This is a genomic window from Pseudomonas sp. GW823-FHT02C02, assembly GCF_058797635.1.
The window spans coordinates 94,547-112,481 of the sequence record NZ_JBXAJV010000012.1; the positions used below are offsets into that span (position 1 = coordinate 94,547).

The window sequence follows — 17,935 nt, forward strand, 5'->3', positions numbered from 1 at the left end:
TCACCCACTCTCTCAGAGCAACTGCATGACCTCGCTTAACCTCTCAAACCTCGCTTGGACACCCCTGGGCCACGGCCACTGCCATCACCAGTTCCAGCTGCGTGAGGCGTCCCTGCAGGTGGCCGCCGGTGAGTTCGTCGGGTTGATCGGCCCCAACGGCAGCGGCAAGACCAGCCTGCTGCGCTGCGCTTATCGCTTCAGCAAGCCCGAGAGCGGCGAGGTCCGGCTCGACCACCATAACGTCTGGAAGCAATCCTCGCGCTGGTGCGCCCAACGCATCGCCGTGGTGTTGCAGGAGTTCCCCGATGCCTTCGGTCTGACCGTCGACGAAGTGGTCGCCATGGGCCGCACACCGCACAAAGGCCTGTTTGGTGGCGACACGATTGAAGACCGCAATCTGGCAACTCAAGCATTGGAGTCTGTCGGCCTCAGAGGCTTCGAAGACCACGCCTTCGCCACCCTCTCCGGCGGTGAAAAACAACGTGTGATCCTCGCCCGCGCCCTGGCTCAGCAACCGCAATCGCTGATCCTCGACGAGCCGACCAACCACCTCGACCCACGCTATCAACTGGAACTGTTGCAACTGGTCAAACGCCTGAAAATCGGCACCCTGGCCAGCATCCACGACCTCAATCTGGCGGCCGCTTTCTGCGATCGTTTGTACGTGATCCATCACGGTCGCATCGTCGCCAGCGGCACGCCGAAAGAAGTCCTGAGCGCCCCGCTGCTGCGCGACGTGTTCGGCGTCGAAGCGCTGATCGATGAACACCCCTTGCACGGCTACCCACGAATTACCTGGATAACCCAACCATGACTTTGCGTTCCCTGCTTTGCTTCACGCTGTTGCTGGGCAGTGCCCACGCGTTGGCCGAGGCCACGAACTACCCGTTGACGATCCAGAGCTGCAACCGCGAAGTGACCTTCACGCAGGCGCCGAAACACGCGGTCAGCCATGACATCAACATGACCCAGATGATGCTCGCCCTTGGCCTCAAACCGCGCATGGCCGGCTACAGCGGCGTGTCCGGCTGGAAGTCAGTCACGCCCGAAATGCAGACCATCCTCGACGGCTTGCCCGAGCTGGCAGCCAAATACCCGTCGGTGGAAACCCTGCTCAATGCCAACGTCGACTTCTTCTTCGCCGGTTGGGATTACGGCATGCGCGTGGGTGGCGACCTCACGCCTCAAACGTTGCAACCGCTGGGCATCAATGTCTACGAGCTGACCGAGTCCTGCGCCTTTGTCATGAAGCGTCCACCGGCCAGCCTGGAAGACACCTACAACGACCTGCGCAACCTCGGCAAGATCTTCGACGTTCAGGACCGCGCCAATGCCTTGATCGCCAAAATGCAGGCGCAAGTCGCCGAGGTGCGCAAGGGTCTGCCCGCCGATAAACCTCGGGTCTTCCTTTACGACAGTGGCGAAGACCGCGCCATGACGTCCGGCCGCCTCGGCATGCCGCAGGCACTGATCGACGCCGCGGGCGGGCGCAACATTCTGGACGACGTCGAGGCGAGCTGGACCCGCGTCAACTGGGAAGACGTGGTCGAGCGCAACCCTCAGGTGATCGTGATCGTCGACTACGGCGAAGTCACCGCCGAACAGAAAGAACACTTCCTGCTCAGCAACAAGGCGCTGCAATCGGTGGACGCGATCAAGAACCAGCGTTTCATCGTGATTCCGTATGTGCAGGCCACGCCGGGCATCGACAACGTGCTGGCGGTTGAAACCCTGGCCAAAGGTTTCCACGGCGAATGATGGATCGTCGCTATGTCTTGCTGCTGGTGATGCTCGCCGCGCTGTTGCTGGTGTCGTGCGTGGTGTCGCTGGGCTTCGGTCCGGCGCGGGTTCCGGTGGACGTGGTGGGGCGGATCTTGCTGCACAAGGTGTTCGGTGTGGGTGAAGTGAGCTGGACTGCAGGGCAGGAGCACATTGTCTGGCTGATCCGCGTGCCGCGCATGCTGCTCGGTGCGCTGGTCGGTGCTGGCCTGGCGCTGATCGGCGCGGTGCTGCAAGCGGTGACGCGCAATCCATTGGCCGACCCGCACCTGCTCGGGGTCACTTCCGGTGCGACCCTTGGCGCGGTGATTGTGGTGCTGCACGTCGGTGAAATCGTCGGCCTGCTGACCTTGCCGATCGCGGCGTTTATCGGCGCGCTGCTGAGCATGTTGACCGTGCTGATGATCGCCAATCGCAACGGTCGTCTGGACAGTGACCGGCTACTGCTGTGCGGCGTGGCGGTGTCTTTCGTGATGATGGCGATTGCCAATTTGCTGCTGTTCCTCGGCGACCACCGGGCGAGTTCGGCGGTGATGTTCTGGATGCTCGGCGGGCTCGGGTTGGCGCGTTGGGAGTTGCTTGCGGTGCCGGCCGCCAGCGTGTTGCTGGGATTGGTCTTGCTGCTAGGCATGGCCCGACCGTTGAATGCGCTGATGGCCGGCGAACAGACCGCCGTCACCCTTGGTTTGAATGCGCGTACCGTGCGCTTGCGGGTGTTTCTGATTGCGTCGCTGATGACCGGCGTATTGGTGTCGATCAGCGGGTCGATCGGGTTTGTCGGGCTGATGGTGCCGCACATTGCCCGTCGACTGGTCGGGGCCGAGCACCGGCGATTGTTACCGGCGTGTGTATTGCTGGGCAGCGTGTTTCTGGTATGGGTCGACGTCGCCGCGCGCACCCTGATCGCCCCCGAGGACTTGCCGATTGGCGTGGCCACGGCGGCGATTGGCGGGTTGTTTTTCATCGGCCTCATGCAGCGTCGCTGAGCCATGCCAACCGGAGGGGGGCACGGCTCATCCGGCGCTCAGATCAATGAACGCTGCACTTCACAGTTCGTCACGATCTGGCTTCGTCGCCGGTTGCACAGGGGGCTGCCAGGTCGCATTCAATCGCCCGCGACGTTGCCAGTAACCATCGGTGTCCAGTACCTCAAGCAATCCGACACTGGCGAGCGCGGCGAGGTACGCAGCGACCCCGTCCTTCGCCTCCTCGTTGAACAAGGCCGTTTCCTGTGTCGAGAAGCTGGGGGTGAATTTGAACAGGGCCCCGCCACGACCGGTGAAATAGCAACAGCCCCCGGAGACACCGCTCTTTTTCACAACATCTCTGCAGAACCACAGGTCGGCCAAGGCCAGGTTATCCATCAGTAATCGATCAGACGCAGTGGGGTCCTTCACGAACAGGTTGAAGCGTTTGTAGAACTGATGAACAGCCGCCCATTTGTAGTCCTGCGGAAAAACCGGCAACGGCAAAGGCTGCGCACCCGGCACCGTGACCGGTGCAATGGGCCCACCCGGCCCTGAGTAAAACAGCGTACTGGCAGCCCCACTGTTGACGCCGTCCTCATGCGGCTCGACGGCCACGAACGAAGAAGACGCCTGATGGATCAGCACGCCACCCAGATACGGTTGGCCGACGTACTCGCCAATCAATCGCTGCGCCAAGCGAGCCGCATCATCGGCATGGGCGAAGACGGGGCCGAGCGCAAACCGGTTGTCCTGCTCCCACTTGATCAGCTCGATGCCGGTTTTGACACCCCGGGCATCAACCCTGAGCGGCGACCAGAAAGCGCTGCGCACCACGACCTGCAACTCACCGTTGGCGATGACTTTGCGCAGGTAGTCAATCAGCGATTCCCGGCCTGATTGCAGGATTTTCTCGTAGGCCACCGTGGCATGAAACAGGGTCCACTCAGGTGCCTTGGCCCTGGGGGCATAGCGCAACAAGGCGCCGTCGGCGCAGGAGATGTAGACGTTGAGGTACGTGGATCCTTCAGCCGTGCGCACACCGACAGCGCCCAGCCCGTAGGACAGGTCTCGAGGCGAGATGAAGCTCTGCGTCACGTCATGGGGCAATCGTCCCGGGCTTGTCGACGGACACAAATAAATGCCCTCGACTCGATACCCCAACGGTAGCAACCCTTGGGGAAATACCCGCTCGACCGTGAGATGCCCTTGCCGCCCGTCGATCGGCAGCGTCGTCACGTACCGTTCACCGTTCAGTCCCTTGAGCACAAAGCCGAACATCAGGCTGGCACGGGCGCCTACCGTGCGATGGACATGGCGCATGGCATCGTCTACCTGCGTGAAGACCGGGCTGAGCGCCGGCTCGGTAATGGCAAATCGATGCACGTCCGACGAGATAATCCCCGGATAAGCACTCCAGTGCGACAGTTGCCTGGCCTCGCCCCACAGTCGGCTCCCCCGAATCACTTGCAACCGGCCGGCCCTTGCAACCTGATTGACATACTCGCTCGGTGTTAGCGTGCCGTTGCGCATCTGCAGTTCTATCGGGGTATGCCGGCGCTGCAATTGGCTGGGTGGCGCCAATGCCCGGGCGAGTTGCTTTTCGCTGGCGCTTGCACTGAGGGTGTAGCTGATCAGGCTGCCGTCGAGCCCCAGCAGGTATTCCTTGCCGGGCGACAGAGACGGGGAACCCCCGGAACCGGTCAGAATGTCCGCCAGAAAATCCGTGGAAAACATCGCCTGGTACACGTCCCGCTCGCGGTTCGACAGCGCGAAAATCGGTTCGACCGGGATTCTGGAATGGTACCGGGCGACGACCGTACTCCCGGTCAGAAACAAACCCTGTTCAACCAATTCATCCAGACGAATCCAGTTGGCAGGGAAGTTCTCGACCTCCACGGCCACCGGCAACGTTGCGACAAACAAGCCATCGGCGCGACGCAGCACCAGGCCGCCGTGGACCCGCTCACGCCGTGAGCCCAACTGCGCCAGCGCATAGCCCGCGGCATCGTCCTGCGACACAAAGACCGGACTGAGGGCTCGCCGCTGGATCTGCACGAAAGGTGTCCAGTCAGGTCCGACACTCCCCGGCTCGTCCCACAGCTCACTGGTGCGCAGCACCTTCAGGTCTCCGGCCTTGGCGAGCATTTGAATGACGTTGGCATAGGGTCGTGTGTCCTTGCCCAATGCTGACGTCAGTTGCTGCACACCCTGATTGTCGAGTTGTGTTGAGGAGGCCGAGTACTGGTAACGCAACAATGCCCCATCCAGTGTTGCGATAAAAATGTTCAGGTCCTGAAAATGCGTCAGGCGTTGCGTGCCCTTGTCGTCGTAGATCGCTGCAGCCAAATCGCTGATGGACGCAAAATGCCGGGCAAACCAGGCCTCCGTGGTCGATAACCCTTTAGGCATCCAGCTTGCCGCGTAATAAAGCCCGAGGGTCCTGAACTCGTCGATCAATACGGGAGCGCCAAAGTCGCTTGCCTGGTTCAGCGCCCCCAGGCCCCTGGGCGTAACCGTTTCGGTCGCCACGTACTCCTCGCGCGCCTTGTGCTTGAGGATGAATCCCCAACCCGCCGCGGCTGCGCGGTAGTCATGCCGGGCACGATGGCGGGCGTTCAACACGGCGTCTTCGGCGCTGGTAAAAATCGTCCCCAGCACGGGAGCGGCAATGTCTGTGCGGGCGGCCTCGTTATTTGACTGATCACCCAGCACCGTTCCCCGCGGCCCCCACACGTCGCTGCCGACCACCACGCGTAATCTGCCGGTGCCAGCCAGTTCGTCGACCACTGCACCGGGCTCAAGTGTGCCGGCTGCCAGCTCCTGGTCTATCAGCGTTTTGCCATCGGCGAGTACAGCCGCCCGCTGTTGCAGGCGGTTGCGAGCCGCCACTTTCGATACATCGGGGCTGTAAACCAACAGGGCGTCGGCTGAGCCGGACAGGTAGAAATCAACAACATGCGCACGCTTGTCGAACACCGAGCGAATGTCTTCGGTGGTGAACATTTGTGCGTGGATCAGTTGCTCTTGCAAGTCAGTACGCACAATGGCTCCGGCATCCGCTTGCCAACGCGAGGCGTACAGCCCATGAAAAGAGTGACCCTCGACCAACACGATCGGTGCCCCGGTAGCGTCGAGGGGGCAGAGCCTGTCCAGTGCAAACCGTTTTGCGGCAAACACCGGCTCGGTGGCGACGAAACGTTGGTTTCGATCCTGCAAAACCATCCCGACGAAGCCCTGTTCACGCCGGCTGCCAATATATTCATGAGCAAAACGGGCGGCATCGTCCGCCCTGAGGAAAGCGGGACTCAAGCGCCTCGACCGGGCATAGGGTTGCCAGTCAGGCCCCACGATCCCGACAACATCCCAAAGCGCGCTGTCCTTCAGCACCGTCAGCTCGCCAGCCGCTGCCACCTGTCCGATGTAATCCGCAGGCTTGAGCGTACCGGTCTTCAGTCGCACGTTGAGATCCGCGCTGTCCTCCAGCGGTACTTCACGCAGGTGCGCCGAAGGTCGGTATTGCAACACGGCGCCGTCCCGGGTCCGGGCGTACACCTTGAGGTAGTCCGGGTACTCCTGCCGGTGGACATCCTCCAGCGAAAACCTGATGCCCGTAGCCAACTCCTGCGGTGAAAAAAAGCGCTCATAAAGCCAGGGCTCGCCGGCGCTCTGAGACGCATCACCCTGCGGCATGAAGTAGACGCCGTTCAGGTCGAAATCGAGCAGGCGCTCCAGCGTGCGATCGGCATTCATCGGGAAGGACTTGAACAGTTCGGCTGCCGGATCGCTGGAAAGCACCGGATAGGTCGCCATGTACTGCGCGCTGCCGGCAGAGGTCACGACAAACCCCAGATAAACGCTGCCGGTGGATGCGCTTACCGTGGCGGCGGCCGCTTCGATGGCCTTGTCCACCTGGTCGAACACCGCACAAAAAAACGGCTGTACCGACGTCGAACTTCTCACCGCAGCCGTACCGAGCGTCCAGTTCGTCGGCACGTTTCCTCGCACGCCTCCCCACGGTGCATTGGCTACCAGTACGCTCAGGGTGCCGGTCTGGGCGACTTTCTGAATCAGTTGCTCAACGTCGGAGAACGGCCCGAAAGCCTTGACGCCCAGCTCAATGAGTTCTTCCTCTTCTGCCGGCTGAGTGGACTCGTACTTGATCAACGAGCCATCCGGCCCCGACAAATAATGACGCTGGCCATAGGCGCCCGGGTCCTGCATGTGACTCAGGAGATGTGCTCTGGAAAAAAATCCGAGGCTCAACGTGATCTGCTCAGTCGTCCAGCGCGGATGAATACGCTGGACGTCAGCGTGACTGGCCGCGTGGGACAAGTAATACGCCGCGCCCCTGTAGCCGGGTGGGGCAAACAGCTCTTGGGAGTTTTCTGAAGATGACAGGAAGTCGAAATCGAAATGCCTCATCCTTCCCGCCACCGGCAATGTGGGCTGAAATTTTCCGTCGCCACGCTGCAAGATCACACCGCCGTAAGTCTTGTCATGGCGCGCGCCGATCTGCCGGTGAGCCCAGTAGGCCGCGTCATCCGCGCTGATGAAGGTCGGCCCCAGGGCAGGAAAGGTTGCTGCGCGTCGGGGTGCTGAAGGTGTACTGATAGAGATGCCGTTCATGCGCTGCTCACTTAACTGAGAAGCCACAATGATCAAGATCCCGGAGCGCGGCAGGTGGTACATATATATCGCTACCGGTTTTTTTGCTTTGCCGCACCCGGCACCAATGCTGCGCACGGCGGTGCACCCGCGCCTTCATCAAGCCCCAGTCTGGTGCGTCATCACGTTCACCGAGGGCTCTATTTCAATATTTCCCTGCCTTTTCCGAACAGGCACAGCCCTTGCTAAAGACCCTTCAGTAGTCCGCATCTGCCAACCCAGAAAAAATTCTAATGTTCATGGAGATCGCACAATGAAGCGTCGTAGCTTGATCAAGGCTTTCACACTCACGGCAAGCATTGCCGCGATGGGCATGACCTGGACCGTCCAGGCCGCCGAGACCATCAAGGTCGGTATTCTGCACTCGTTGTCCGGGACCATGGCGATCTCCGAAACCTCGCTCAAAGACATGGCGTTGATGACCATCGACGAGATCAACGCCAAGGGCGGCGTGAACGGCAAGATGCTGGAACCGGTGGTCGTGGACCCCGCGTCGAACTGGCCGCTGTTCGCGGAAAAGGGGCGTCAGTTGCTGACCCAGGACAAGGTCGCCGTGGTGTTCGGTTGCTGGACGTCGGTGTCGCGTAAATCGGTGTTGCCGGTGTTCGAAGAACTCAACGGCCTGCTCTTCTATCCGGTGCAATACGAAGGCGAAGAGATGTCGCCGAACGTGTTCTACACCGGTGCCGCGCCGAACCAACAGGCGATCCCGGCGGTGGAGTACCTGATGAGCGAAGAAGGCGGCAGCGCCAAGCGTTACTTCCTGCTGGGCACCGACTACGTTTACCCGCGCACCACCAACAAGATTCTGCGCTCGTTCCTGCACTCCAAAGGCGTAGCGGACAAGGATATCGAAGAGGTCTACACCCCGTTCGGCCACAGCGATTACCAGACCATCGTGGCCAACATCAAGAAATTCTCGGCCGGTGGCAAGACAGCGGTCATTTCCACCGTCAACGGCGACTCCAACGTGCCGTTCTATAAAGAACTGGCCAACCAGGGCCTGAAAGCGACTGACGTTCCGGTTGTAGCGTTCTCGGTCGGCGAAGAAGAACTGCGCGGCATCGACACCAAACCGCTGGTGGGCAACCTCGCGGCCTGGAACTACTTCGAGTCGGTCGAGAACCCGGCGAACAAGAAATTCGTGGCCGACTGGAAAGCCTACGCGAAGAAACACAACCTGCCGGGCGCCGACAAAGCGGTGACCAACGATCCGATGGAAGCCACTTACGTGGGCATCCACATGTGGGCGCAAGCGGCTGAGAAAGCCAAATCCACCGACGTCGACAAAGTCCGCGAAGCGCTCGCCGGCCAGACCTTTGCCGCGCCGTCGGGTTACACGCTGACCATGGACAAGACCAACCACCACCTGCACAAGCCCGTGATGATCGGCGAAATACAGGCCGACGGTCAGTTCAACGTCGTGTGGCAGACCGAAGGGCCGATCCGTGCCCAGCCTTGGAGCCCGTTCATTTCGGGTAACGACAAGAAGCCGGATTATGCGGTGAAGAGCAACTGAGTCACTGGATGTCGGCCTGAGCACTTCATTCAGGACCGACACAAATCCCTGTAGGAGTGAGCCTGCTCGCGATAGCGGTGGGACAGACAACAGACCTGTTGATTGATAGACCGCTATCGCGAGCAGGCTCACTCCTACATTTAGCCCGCGCAAGGCCTTACATATGCCCACCGCCCTTTACCGCTTGATCTTTGCACTCGCGCTCTTACTGCCGATGGCCGCGCATTCCGGCGACGCCGAAGACTTCGTCGCCGCCAATCCCGTGCAGCAAGCCAAGCTTCTGGAGTCCTGGGCTGCGCAGCCCGATCCTGCCCGCATCGAACTAATCAACGCCCTGCAACAAGGCGAGTTGACCGTCGACGGCCAAGCCAAAACCCTGCGCCTGAACAATCGTCTGCGGGGTCTGATCGACACCGCGCTGGCCAGCCACCAATTGCTCGCCGCCGACGCCAAAATCCGTCTGGCCGCCGCGCAGCAATTGCAGAAAAGTGCCAAACCGGCCCAGCTGAAATTCCTCGACCAACAACTGGCCGGCGAAAAAGATGAAACCGTCCACGCAGCCCTGAGCCTGGCGCTGGCCAACCTGCAACTGGTCGACACCGACCCGGCCGTGCGCCTCGCGGCGGTGCGCCTGCTCGGCGAAACCGGCGATCCGCTGGCCCGCACCCGCCTCGAAAGCCTGCTGGAGCCGGGCATTGAAACAGACGCCAGCGTGCGCACCGCTGCCGAAACCAGCCTGGCCCAGGTCAAACGCAAACTGCTGATCGGCGAAATCCTCGGGCAAGCGTTCAGCGGCATGTCCCTGGGCTCGATCCTGCTGCTCGCCGCCCTCGGGCTGGCGATCACCTTCGGTCTGCTCGGCGTGATCAACATGGCCCACGGCGAAATGCTGATGCTCGGCGCGTACTCGACCTACGTGGTGCAGCTGATGTTCCAGCGCTTTGCCCCGCAAGCCATCGAGTTCTACCCGCTGATCGCGTTGCCGGTGGCGTTTTTCGTCACTGCCGCAATCGGCATGGCGCTGGAGCGCACGGTGATTCGTCACCTCTACGGCCGCCCGCTGGAAACCCTGCTCGCGACCTGGGGCATCAGCCTCATGCTGATTCAGCTGGTGCGTTTGGTGTTCGGCGCGCAGAACGTCGAAGTGGCCAACCCGGCCTGGCTCTCGGGCGGGATTCAAGTGCTGCCCAACCTCGTGCTGCCGTACAACCGCATCGTGATCATCGCCTTCGCCTTGTTCGTGGTCGTGCTGACCTGGCTGCTCCTGAACAAGACGCGCCTGGGTTTGAACGTGCGCGCCGTCACCCAGAACCGCAACATGGCCGCGTGCTGCGGCGTGCCGACCGGGCGGGTCGATATGCTCGCGTTCGGCCTCGGCTCGGGCATTGCCGGACTCGGCGGCGTCGCGCTCAGCCAGATCGGCAACGTCGGCCCGGACCTCGGCCAGAGCTACATCATCGACTCGTTCCTGGTGGTGGTGCTCGGCGGTGTCGGTCAGTTGGCCGGTAGTGTCCTGGCCGCGTTCGGCCTGGGCATCGCCAACAAGATTCTCGAACCGCAGATCGGCGCCGTGCTCGGCAAGATCCTGATCCTCGCGCTGATCATTCTGTTCATCCAGAAGCGTCCGCAAGGCCTCTTCGCACTGAAAGGACGGGTGATCGACTGATGAACCAGCCCCTGATGCTCACGGCCAGCCAAAAGGCCGGCCCCAAAGTCACCATCGCTGTTGGCGCGGTGATTCTGGTTCTGCTGCTGGCGTTGCCGCTGCTCTCACTGTTGTCGCCGGACAGTGTGTTCCACGTCTCGGCCTACACCCTGACGCTGGTGGGAAAAATCCTTTGCTACGCCATCGTCGCCCTCGCCCTCGATCTGGTCTGGGGTTACGCGGGGCTGTTGTCCCTCGGCCACGGCCTGTTCTTCGCCCTCGGCGGCTATGCGATGGGCATGTACCTGATGCGCCAGGCCTCAGGCGATGGCTTGCCGGCGTTCATGACCTTCCTGTCGTGGACCGAACTGCCGTGGTACTGGACCGGCACCAGCAGCTTCCTCTGGTCGATGTGCCTGGTGGTGTTGGCGCCGGGGTTGCTGGCGCTGGTCTTCGGGTTTTTCGCCTTCCGTTCACGGATCAAGGGCGTGTATTTCTCGATCATGACCCAGGCCCTGACCTTCGCCGGGATGCTGCTGTTTTTCCGCAACGAAACCGGGTTTGGTGGCAACAACGGCTTCACCAACTTTCGCACCATTCTCGGCTTTGGCATTACCGAGCCGGGCACGCGCGCGGTGCTGTTTTTCGCCACGGTGGTGTTGCTGGTGGCGAGCCTGTTTATTGGCTGGCGCCTGGCGCAGAGCAAGTTCGGCCGGGTGCTGACCGCGTTGCGCGATGCGGAAAACCGCCTGATGTTTTGCGGCTACGACCCGCGGGGTTTCAAGCTGTTTGTCTGGGTCTTGAGTGCGGTGCTGTGTGGTCTGGCTGGCGCACTGTACGTGCCGCAAGTCGGGATCATCAACCCGAGTGAAATGTCGCCGACCAACTCCATTGAAGCGGCGGTCTGGGTTGCACTGGGGGGACGCGGCACGTTGATCGGCCCCTTGCTCGGCGCTGGCGTGGTCAACGGCATGAAGAGCTGGTTCACCGTGGCATTCCCCGAATACTGGCTGTTCTTCCTCGGCGCACTGTTCATCGTCGTGACCTTGTACCTGCCCAAAGGCGTGATCGGTCTGCTGAAAAAGAGAGGTGAGCAATGAGAGTCACTGCGACGGCTGAATTCATGCTCGAACCGGCATTTTTTCCTGTGGAGCCCAACAAGGATGCCGGCAGCAGCCGCGATGCCATCGGCCTCGGGCAACGTGTCGGCCCTGGCCTGGACACACGCCACGGCACGATCCTGACCCTGGAAGATATCAGCGTCAGCTTCGATGGCTTCAAGGCGCTCAACGCTCTGAACCTGTACATCGGCGTCGGCGAATTGCGCTGCATCATCGGCCCCAACGGCGCGGGCAAGACCACGCTGATGGACGTCATCACCGGCAAGACTCGCCCCAGTCACGGCAAAGCCTGGTTCGGTGAAACCCTGGACCTGACGTCGATGAGCGAAGTGCAGATTGCCCAGGCCGGCATCGGCCGCAAGTTCCAGAAGCCGACGGTGTTCGAAGCCTTGAGCGTGTTCGAGAACCTGGAGCTGGCGCAGAAAACCGACAAGTCGGTGTGGGCCAGCCTGCGGGCTCGCCTCAGTGGCGAACAGAAAGATCGCATCAGCGAGGTGCTGGAAACCATTCGCCTGACGGCCTCGGTCAATCGCCCGGCGGGTCTGTTGTCCCACGGCCAGAAGCAGTTTCTGGAGATCGGCATGCTGCTCATGCAAGACCCGCAACTGCTGCTGCTCGACGAGCCGGTGGCGGGCATGACCGATGCCGAGACCGAGTTCACCGCCGAACTGTTCAAAAGCCTGGCCGGCAAGCATTCGCTGATGGTGGTGGAGCACGACATGGGTTTTGTCGGCTCGATTGCCGACCACGTCACCGTGTTGCACCAGGGCAGCGTGCTGGCCGAAGGGTCGCTGGAACAGGTGCAGGAAAACGAGCGTGTAATCGAGGTTTATCTCGGAAGATGATTTTGCTCCCGTAGGAGTGAGGCTTGCCCGCGAAGCTTTTGGCGGCCTCGAGGCCCCCTTCGCGGGCAAGCCTCGCTCCTACAGGGGATTTGAGGGGAATTTGAAGATGCTGCAAGTCGACAAACTGCACCAGTATTACGGTGGTAGCCACATCCTGCGGGGCCTGACGTTTGACGTGAAGGTCGGTGAAGTGACGTGCCTGCTGGGGCGCAACGGCGTGGGCAAGACCACCCTGCTCAAATGCCTGATGGGTTTGCTGCCGGCCAAGGAAGGCGCGGTGAACTGGGAAGGCAAACCGATCACCACGTTCAAGCCGCACCAGCGGGTGCATGCCGGGATCGCCTATGTGCCTCAGGGTCGCGAAATTTTCGGCCGCCTGACCGTGGAAGAAAACCTGCTGATGGGCCTTTCGCGATTTCCTGGTTCTGAAGCCAAGGAAGTGCCGGCCTTCATCTACGAGCTGTTCCCGGTATTGCTGCAAATGAAGCAACGGCGTGGCGGTGACTTGTCCGGCGGCCAACAGCAGCAATTGGCGATTGGCCGCGCACTGGCCAGCCGTCCACGGCTGTTGATTCTCGATGAGCCCACCGAAGGCATCCAGCCGTCGGTGATCAAGGAGATCGGCGTGGTGATCAAGAAGCTCGCGGCCCGGGGCGACATGGCGATTCTGCTGGTCGAGCAGTTCTACGATTTCGCCGCCGAACTGGCCGACCAGTACCTGGTGATGTCCCGCGGCGAGATCGTGCAGCAAGGTCGCGGCGAAAATATGGAAGCCGAGGGTGTACGCGGTCTGGTTACGATCTAATCTGAAGCGTCCTGACGATAACTAGAAGACATGAACTTACCTCTCCCCACTGCCCTGTTTACCCCGAGCTGGCATGCCGAGCTGGAATTGGGCTACGCCCGGTTCGGCGACAGCACGCGCCCGGTCCAGCGCCGGCATAAAGGCCCGCTGCGGGTGCAGAAGCACCTGTATGCCGAAGGGCCGCAAGTGTGCCAGCACATCATCGTTCATCCGCCGGGCGGCATCGCAGGCGGTGATCGACTGGACATCTCGGCCAGCGTAGGCCCGGATGCCTGGGCGCAAATCACCAGCCCGGGCGCTGCCAAATGGTATCGCGCGGCGGGGCCCGCCTATCAGCAGCTGACGTTGAAAGTGGCGTGCGGTGCAACACTGGAATGGCTGCCGCAAGAGACGATTATCTTCAGCGACGCCCAGGCCGAACTCGGCACCTCGATTGATCTGGAGGGCGACGCCCGGCTGTTTTACTGGGACGTCGTGGCGCTGGGTCGCCCGGCCAGTGGCGAGCGCTTCGACCTCGGGCATTTTCAGGCGCAACTGGACATCCGCCGCGACGGCCAGTTGCTCTGGCACGAACGCCAGCGCATTGTCGGGGATGACGGGCTGCTCGACTCGCCGATTGGCCTGGATGGGCAGCCGGTGTTTGCGACGTTGCTGGTCACGGGTGAGATCGATAGCGAACTGCTGGAAACCTGTCGCTCGCTGCCCAATGAAGTGCGCGGGGATCTGACGCAATTGCCGGGGCTTCTGGTGGCTCGGTGTCTGGCCAGTGAGGCGCTGTTGGCGCGGGGCTGGATGATTGATCTGTGGCGGTTGCTCCGGCCTGCGTTGCTCGGCAGGGAAGCGGTCCCACCCAGAATATGGAGCACCTGAAACACTTTCCAAAGTGGGAGCGAGCCTGCTCGCGAAGGCGCAGTGTCATTCAACATAGATGCTGATTGGCCCGCCGCCTTCGCGAGCAGGCTCGCTCCCACAAGGTTTGTACTCACAGTTCCAATGACCTTTTTAACTGCCCTGATGGATTCCAAACGATGGACCTGACCCCACGCGAAAAAGACAAGCTGCTGATCTTCACCGCAGGCCTCGTGGCCGAGCGGCGTTTGGCGCGCGGCGTGAAACTCAATTACCCGGAAGCCATGGCCTACATCTCCGCTGCGCTGCTCGAAGGCGCGCGTGACGGCCAGACCGTGGCCGAACTGATGCACTTCGGCACCACCCTGCTCAGCCGCGAACAAGTGATGGAAGGCATCCCGGAAATGATCCCGGAGATCCAGGTCGAAGCGACGTTCCCCGACGGCACCAAACTGGTCACCGTTCACCAACCCATCGCCTGAGGACGCGTCATGACCTATCACATCCGCGACGCGCTGCACGCCGATCTGCCGGCGATCCGCGACATCTACAACGACGCCGTGCTCAACACCACAGCGATCTGGAACGAACAGGCCGTGGACCTGGGCAACCGTCAGGCATGGTTCAGCGCCCGGCAAGCCCAGGGTTATCCGATCCTGGTGATCGTCGACGGCGATAACAGTGTGCTGGGCTACGCTTCATTTGGTGACTGGCGGCCGTTCGACGGTTTCCGCCACACCGTCGAGCACTCGGTCTACGTGCGTAGCGACCAGCGTGGCAACGGTCTCGGCCCGCAATTGATGACGGTGCTGATCGAGCGCGCCAAAGACTGCGACAAACATGTCATGGTCGCTGCCATCGAAAGCGGCAATGCCGCTTCCATCCGTTTGCATGAACGGGCCGGTTTCGTGACCACCGGGCAAATGCCGCAGGTGGGCACCAAGTTCGGCCGCTGGCTGGACCTGACCTTCATGCAACTGACCCTCAATCCTGGCGCGGAGCCGCCGCCCGCCAACAAGGAGTAATTGCCGATGAACGCTGCCCAACTGCGCCGCGTCAATGTTGAAAGCTTTGCGCACTATCGTCAGGGTTTGATTGATTTGCTGCTCGACGCCGTCGGCTATGGCGCCAGTGTCGGGTTCATGGCCAATCTGGATGCCACTCAGGCCCGCGCCTATTTCGATGAGGTTCAGGACAACCTGAACAAGGGCAACGTGCTGCTGTGGGTAGTGGTCAAGGACGAGCAGGTGCAGGCCAGTGTGCAACTGACCCTGTGCCAGAAAGCCAACGGCCTTAACCGTGCCGAAGTGCAGAAACTGCTGGTGCGCGAACATGCGCGCCGCCGTGGTCTGGGCCAACAATTGATGAGCGCGCTGGAACAGGCCGCGCTCCAGCACAAACGCGGCATGCTTTACCTCGACACCGAAGCCGGCTCCCCCGCCGAAGACTTCTACAAGGCCCTGGGTTACACCAAGGCAGGTCAAATCCCTGATTACGCCTGCGACCCGAGCGGCCAGTACAAACCGACCGCCCTCTACTACAAGATTCTTCAGGGAGCCCACTGATGATTCCCGGTGAATACCAGATCCAGCCCGGCGACATCGAACTCAACGTTGGCCGTCGCACTGTCAGCCTGAAAGTGGCCAACAGTGGCGACCGGCCGATCCAGGTCGGCTCGCACTACCACTTCTTCGAAACCAACGACGCCTTGACCTTCGACCGCGCCGCCAGTCGCGGCATGCGCCTGAACATCCCCGCCGGCACCGCCGTGCGCTTCGAGCCGGGGCAGAGTCGCGAGGTCGAGCTGGTGGACCTGGCCGGGCATCGCCGGGTGTTCGGGTTTGCCGGCAGGATCATGGGTGACCTCTAAGGAATGCGGTGTCTGCACCGACCCCATCGCGAGCAGGCTCGCTCCCACAGTTGATCGCACTCCCCTGTGGGAGCGAGCCTGCTCGCGAGAGTGAGCGCAGCGAACGATTTCAAATTCAATTGAATCTCAAGGCGAACGAATGAAGATTTCCCGTCAGGCCTACGCCGACATGTTCGGCCCCACCGTCGGTGACAAGGTCCGTCTGGCCGATACCGAGCTGTGGATCGAAGTGGAAAAAGACTTCACCACCTACGGCGAAGAAGTGAAATTCGGTGGCGGCAAAGTCATCCGTGATGGCCAGGGGCAGAGTCAATTACTGGCCGCCGAAGTGGTCGACACCTTGATCACCAACGCGCTGATCATCGACCACTGGGGCATCGTCAAAGCCGACGTCGGCCTCAAAGACGGCCGCATCGCCGCCATCGGCAAGGCCGGCAACCCGGACATCCAGCCGGACGTGACCATCGCGGTCGGCGCCAGCACCGAAGTCATTGCCGGTGAAGGCATGATCCTCACCGCTGGCGGCATCGACACACACATCCATTTCATCTGCCCGCAACAGATCGAAGAAGCATTGATGAGCGGCGTCACCACCATGATCGGCGGCGGCACCGGCCCGGCCACCGGCACCAACGCCACCACCTGCACGTCCGGGCCGTGGCACCTGGCGCGTATGCTCCAGGCTGCCGATGCATTCCCGATGAACATTGGCTTTACCGGCAAGGGCAACGCAAGCCTGCCGGAGCCGTTGATCGAGCAGGTCAAGGCCGGCGCCATCGGCCTCAAGCTGCACGAAGACTGGGGCACCACCCCGGCGAGCATCGACAACTGCCTGAACGTCGCCGACCAGTACGATGTGCAGGTGGCGATCCACACCGACACCCTCAACGAGTCGGGCTTTGTCGAAACCACCCTCGCCGCCTTCAAGGGTCGCACCATCCACACCTATCACACCGAAGGCGCGGGGGGCGGTCATGCCCCGGACATCATCAAGGCCTGCGGCTTTGCCAACGTGCTGCCGAGCTCGACCAACCCGACCCGGCCGTTCACCCGCAACACCATTGACGAACACCTCGACATGCTGATGGTCTGCCACCACCTGGACCCGAGCATTGCCGAAGACGTGGCCTTCGCCGAAAGCCGCATCCGCCGCGAAACCATCGCCGCCGAAGACATCCTGCATGACCTCGGCGCGTTCTCGATGATCAGCTCCGACAGCCAGGCCATGGGCCGCGTCGGTGAAGTCATCACGCGCACCTGGCAGACCGCCGACAAGATGAAAAAGCAGCGCGGCCCGCTTCCCGGGGATGGCGAAGGCAACGACAACTTCCGCGCCAAACGCTACATCGCCAAGTACACGATCAACCCGGCGATCACCCATGGCATCAGCCATGAGGTGGGCTCGGTGGAAGTGGGTAAATGGGCGGATCTGGTGCTCTGGCGTCCGGCGTTTTTTGGCGTCAAGCCGACCTTGATCCTCAAGGGCGGGGCCATTGCGGCCAGCCTGATGGGCGATGCCAATGCTTCCATTCCGACGCCGCAACCGGTGCATTACCGTCCGATGTTTGCCAGCTACGGCGGCTCGTTGCACGCCACCAGCCTGACCTTCATCAGCCAGGCAGCCCAAGAAGCAGGCCTTCCCGAGGCCTTGGGTTTGAAGAAGAAAATCGCAGTGGTCAAAGCGTGCCGCGAGGTGCAGAAAACCGACTTGATCCACAACGACTACCTGCCGACCATCGATGTCGACCCGCAGACCTATCAAGTCAAGGCTGACGGTGTCCTGCTGTGGTGCGAGCCCGCCGATGTGCTGCCGATGGCCCAGCGATATTTCCTGTTCTGATCGTTCTGTCTGCCTGACAATCCCGGGGG

The 17,935-nt window shown here is 61.6% G+C and carries 15 protein-coding genes; 14 read left to right on the forward strand and 1 reads right to left on the reverse strand.

All coding sequences use genetic code 11. From position 1 onward, the window contains the following. The first annotated feature begins 25 nt into the window (after positions 1–25). From AC1ROI_RS21175 to AC1ROI_RS21185, 3 genes are read left to right on the forward strand one after another with little or no spacing between them, the layout of a single operon-like run. Positions 26–814, forward strand: coding sequence for an ABC transporter ATP-binding protein (locus tag AC1ROI_RS21175; protein WP_102594502.1), 789 nt, complete (start codon positions 26–28; stop codon positions 812–814). After that, positions 811–1,758 (forward strand): ABC transporter substrate-binding protein, encoded by a 948-nt coding sequence (locus AC1ROI_RS21180; RefSeq protein WP_102594501.1) that lies wholly within the window; start codon positions 811–813, stop codon positions 1,756–1,758. The genes AC1ROI_RS21175 and AC1ROI_RS21180 overlap by 4 nt, the downstream gene beginning before the upstream one ends. Next, the gene (locus tag AC1ROI_RS21185) at positions 1,755–2,765 is read left to right on the forward strand and encodes a FecCD family ABC transporter permease (RefSeq protein WP_102594500.1); all 1,011 of its coding nucleotides are present in this window, start codon (positions 1,755–1,757) and stop codon (positions 2,763–2,765) included. Before AC1ROI_RS21180 ends, AC1ROI_RS21185 begins: the two co-directional genes overlap by 4 nt. Positions 2,766–2,825: 60 nt before the next feature. Here AC1ROI_RS21185 and AC1ROI_RS21190 read toward each other — a convergent pair whose 3' ends face one another. Beyond that, positions 2,826–7,373: a DUF4329 domain-containing protein gene (locus AC1ROI_RS21190; RefSeq protein WP_172962162.1), complete on the reverse strand. Its 4,548-nt coding sequence runs from the start codon at positions 7,371–7,373 to the stop codon at positions 2,826–2,828. Between the two features lie 292 nt (positions 7,374–7,665). On the opposite strand from AC1ROI_RS21190, the gene urtA reads away from it, so the two are divergent. The 11 genes from urtA (at position 7,666) to ureC (ending at position 17,906) form a co-directional block, all read left to right on the forward strand. Then, on the forward strand, positions 7,666–8,931 hold the full coding sequence (urtA, locus tag AC1ROI_RS21195; protein ID WP_010463931.1) for an urea ABC transporter substrate-binding protein: 1,266 nt from the start codon (positions 7,666–7,668) through the stop codon (positions 8,929–8,931). 163 nt (positions 8,932–9,094) lie between these two features. Then, on the forward strand, positions 9,095–10,597 hold the full coding sequence (gene urtB / locus AC1ROI_RS21200; RefSeq protein WP_102594498.1) for an urea ABC transporter permease subunit UrtB: 1,503 nt from the start codon (positions 9,095–9,097) through the stop codon (positions 10,595–10,597). Further along, a complete protein-coding gene (urtC, locus tag AC1ROI_RS21205; protein ID WP_010464088.1) occupies positions 10,597–11,676 on the forward strand; it encodes an urea ABC transporter permease subunit UrtC in 1,080 nt (359 codons plus the stop codon). The genes urtB and urtC overlap by 1 nt, the downstream gene beginning before the upstream one ends. Then, a complete protein-coding gene (gene urtD, locus AC1ROI_RS21210) occupies positions 11,673–12,542 on the forward strand; it encodes an urea ABC transporter ATP-binding protein UrtD (RefSeq protein WP_010464089.1) in 870 nt (289 codons plus the stop codon). The genes urtC and urtD overlap by 4 nt, the downstream gene beginning before the upstream one ends. Positions 12,543–12,648: 106 nt before the next feature. Further along, entirely contained in the window at positions 12,649–13,347 is a 699-nt protein-coding gene (urtE, locus tag AC1ROI_RS21215; RefSeq protein WP_077748951.1) for an urea ABC transporter ATP-binding subunit UrtE, read from the forward strand. Positions 13,348–13,377: 30 nt separating this feature from the next. After that, positions 13,378–14,217, forward strand: a complete 840-nt coding sequence (locus AC1ROI_RS21220) for an urease accessory protein UreD (RefSeq protein WP_010464093.1) — start codon at positions 13,378–13,380, stop codon at positions 14,215–14,217. Between the two features lie 158 nt (positions 14,218–14,375). Beyond that, a complete protein-coding gene (gene ureA, locus AC1ROI_RS21225) occupies positions 14,376–14,678 on the forward strand; it encodes an urease subunit gamma (RefSeq protein WP_007907366.1) in 303 nt (100 codons plus the stop codon). A gap of 9 nt (positions 14,679–14,687) precedes the next feature. Beyond that, positions 14,688–15,221 (forward strand): GNAT family N-acetyltransferase, encoded by a 534-nt coding sequence (locus tag AC1ROI_RS21230; RefSeq protein WP_010464096.1) that lies wholly within the window; start codon positions 14,688–14,690, stop codon positions 15,219–15,221. Positions 15,222–15,227: 6 nt separating this feature from the next. Further along, positions 15,228–15,761, forward strand: coding sequence for a GNAT family N-acetyltransferase (locus tag AC1ROI_RS21235; RefSeq protein ID WP_010464097.1), 534 nt, complete (start codon positions 15,228–15,230; stop codon positions 15,759–15,761). After that, the gene (locus AC1ROI_RS21240) at positions 15,761–16,066 is read left to right on the forward strand and encodes an urease subunit beta (RefSeq protein WP_008146494.1); all 306 of its coding nucleotides are present in this window, start codon (positions 15,761–15,763) and stop codon (positions 16,064–16,066) included. Before AC1ROI_RS21235 ends, AC1ROI_RS21240 begins: the two co-directional genes overlap by 1 nt. A 139-nt stretch (positions 16,067–16,205) precedes the next feature. After that, positions 16,206–17,906, forward strand: coding sequence for an urease subunit alpha (gene ureC, locus AC1ROI_RS21245; RefSeq protein WP_102594496.1), 1,701 nt, complete (start codon positions 16,206–16,208; stop codon positions 17,904–17,906). Positions 17,907–17,935: the final 29 nt, after the last annotated feature.

Bases quoted from the DNA above. Each gene is read 5' to 3' on its own strand.
- AC1ROI_RS21175 (WP_102594502.1), top strand. From the start codon at position 26: ATGACCTCGCTTAACCTCTCAAACCTCGCTTGGACACCCCTGGGCCAC.
- AC1ROI_RS21180 (WP_102594501.1), top strand. From the start codon at position 811: ATGACTTTGCGTTCCCTGCTTTGCTTCACGCTGTTGCTGGGCAGTGCC.
- AC1ROI_RS21185 (WP_102594500.1), top strand. From the start codon at position 1,755: ATGATGGATCGTCGCTATGTCTTGCTGCTGGTGATGCTCGCCGCGCTG.
- AC1ROI_RS21190 (WP_172962162.1), bottom strand. From the start codon at position 7,373: ATGAACGGCATCTCTATCAGTACACCTTCAGCACCCCGACGCGCAGCA.
- urtA (WP_010463931.1), top strand. From the start codon at position 7,666: ATGAAGCGTCGTAGCTTGATCAAGGCTTTCACACTCACGGCAAGCATT.
- urtB (WP_102594498.1), top strand. From the start codon at position 9,095: ATGCCCACCGCCCTTTACCGCTTGATCTTTGCACTCGCGCTCTTACTG.
- urtC (WP_010464088.1), top strand. From the start codon at position 10,597: ATGAACCAGCCCCTGATGCTCACGGCCAGCCAAAAGGCCGGCCCCAAA.
- urtD (WP_010464089.1), top strand. From the start codon at position 11,673: ATGAGAGTCACTGCGACGGCTGAATTCATGCTCGAACCGGCATTTTTT.
- urtE (WP_077748951.1), top strand. From the start codon at position 12,649: ATGCTGCAAGTCGACAAACTGCACCAGTATTACGGTGGTAGCCACATC.
- AC1ROI_RS21220 (WP_010464093.1), top strand. From the start codon at position 13,378: ATGAACTTACCTCTCCCCACTGCCCTGTTTACCCCGAGCTGGCATGCC.
- ureA (WP_007907366.1), top strand. From the start codon at position 14,376: ATGGACCTGACCCCACGCGAAAAAGACAAGCTGCTGATCTTCACCGCA.
- AC1ROI_RS21230 (WP_010464096.1), top strand. From the start codon at position 14,688: ATGACCTATCACATCCGCGACGCGCTGCACGCCGATCTGCCGGCGATC.
- AC1ROI_RS21235 (WP_010464097.1), top strand. From the start codon at position 15,228: ATGAACGCTGCCCAACTGCGCCGCGTCAATGTTGAAAGCTTTGCGCAC.
- AC1ROI_RS21240 (WP_008146494.1), top strand. From the start codon at position 15,761: ATGATTCCCGGTGAATACCAGATCCAGCCCGGCGACATCGAACTCAAC.
- ureC (WP_102594496.1), top strand. From the start codon at position 16,206: ATGAAGATTTCCCGTCAGGCCTACGCCGACATGTTCGGCCCCACCGTC.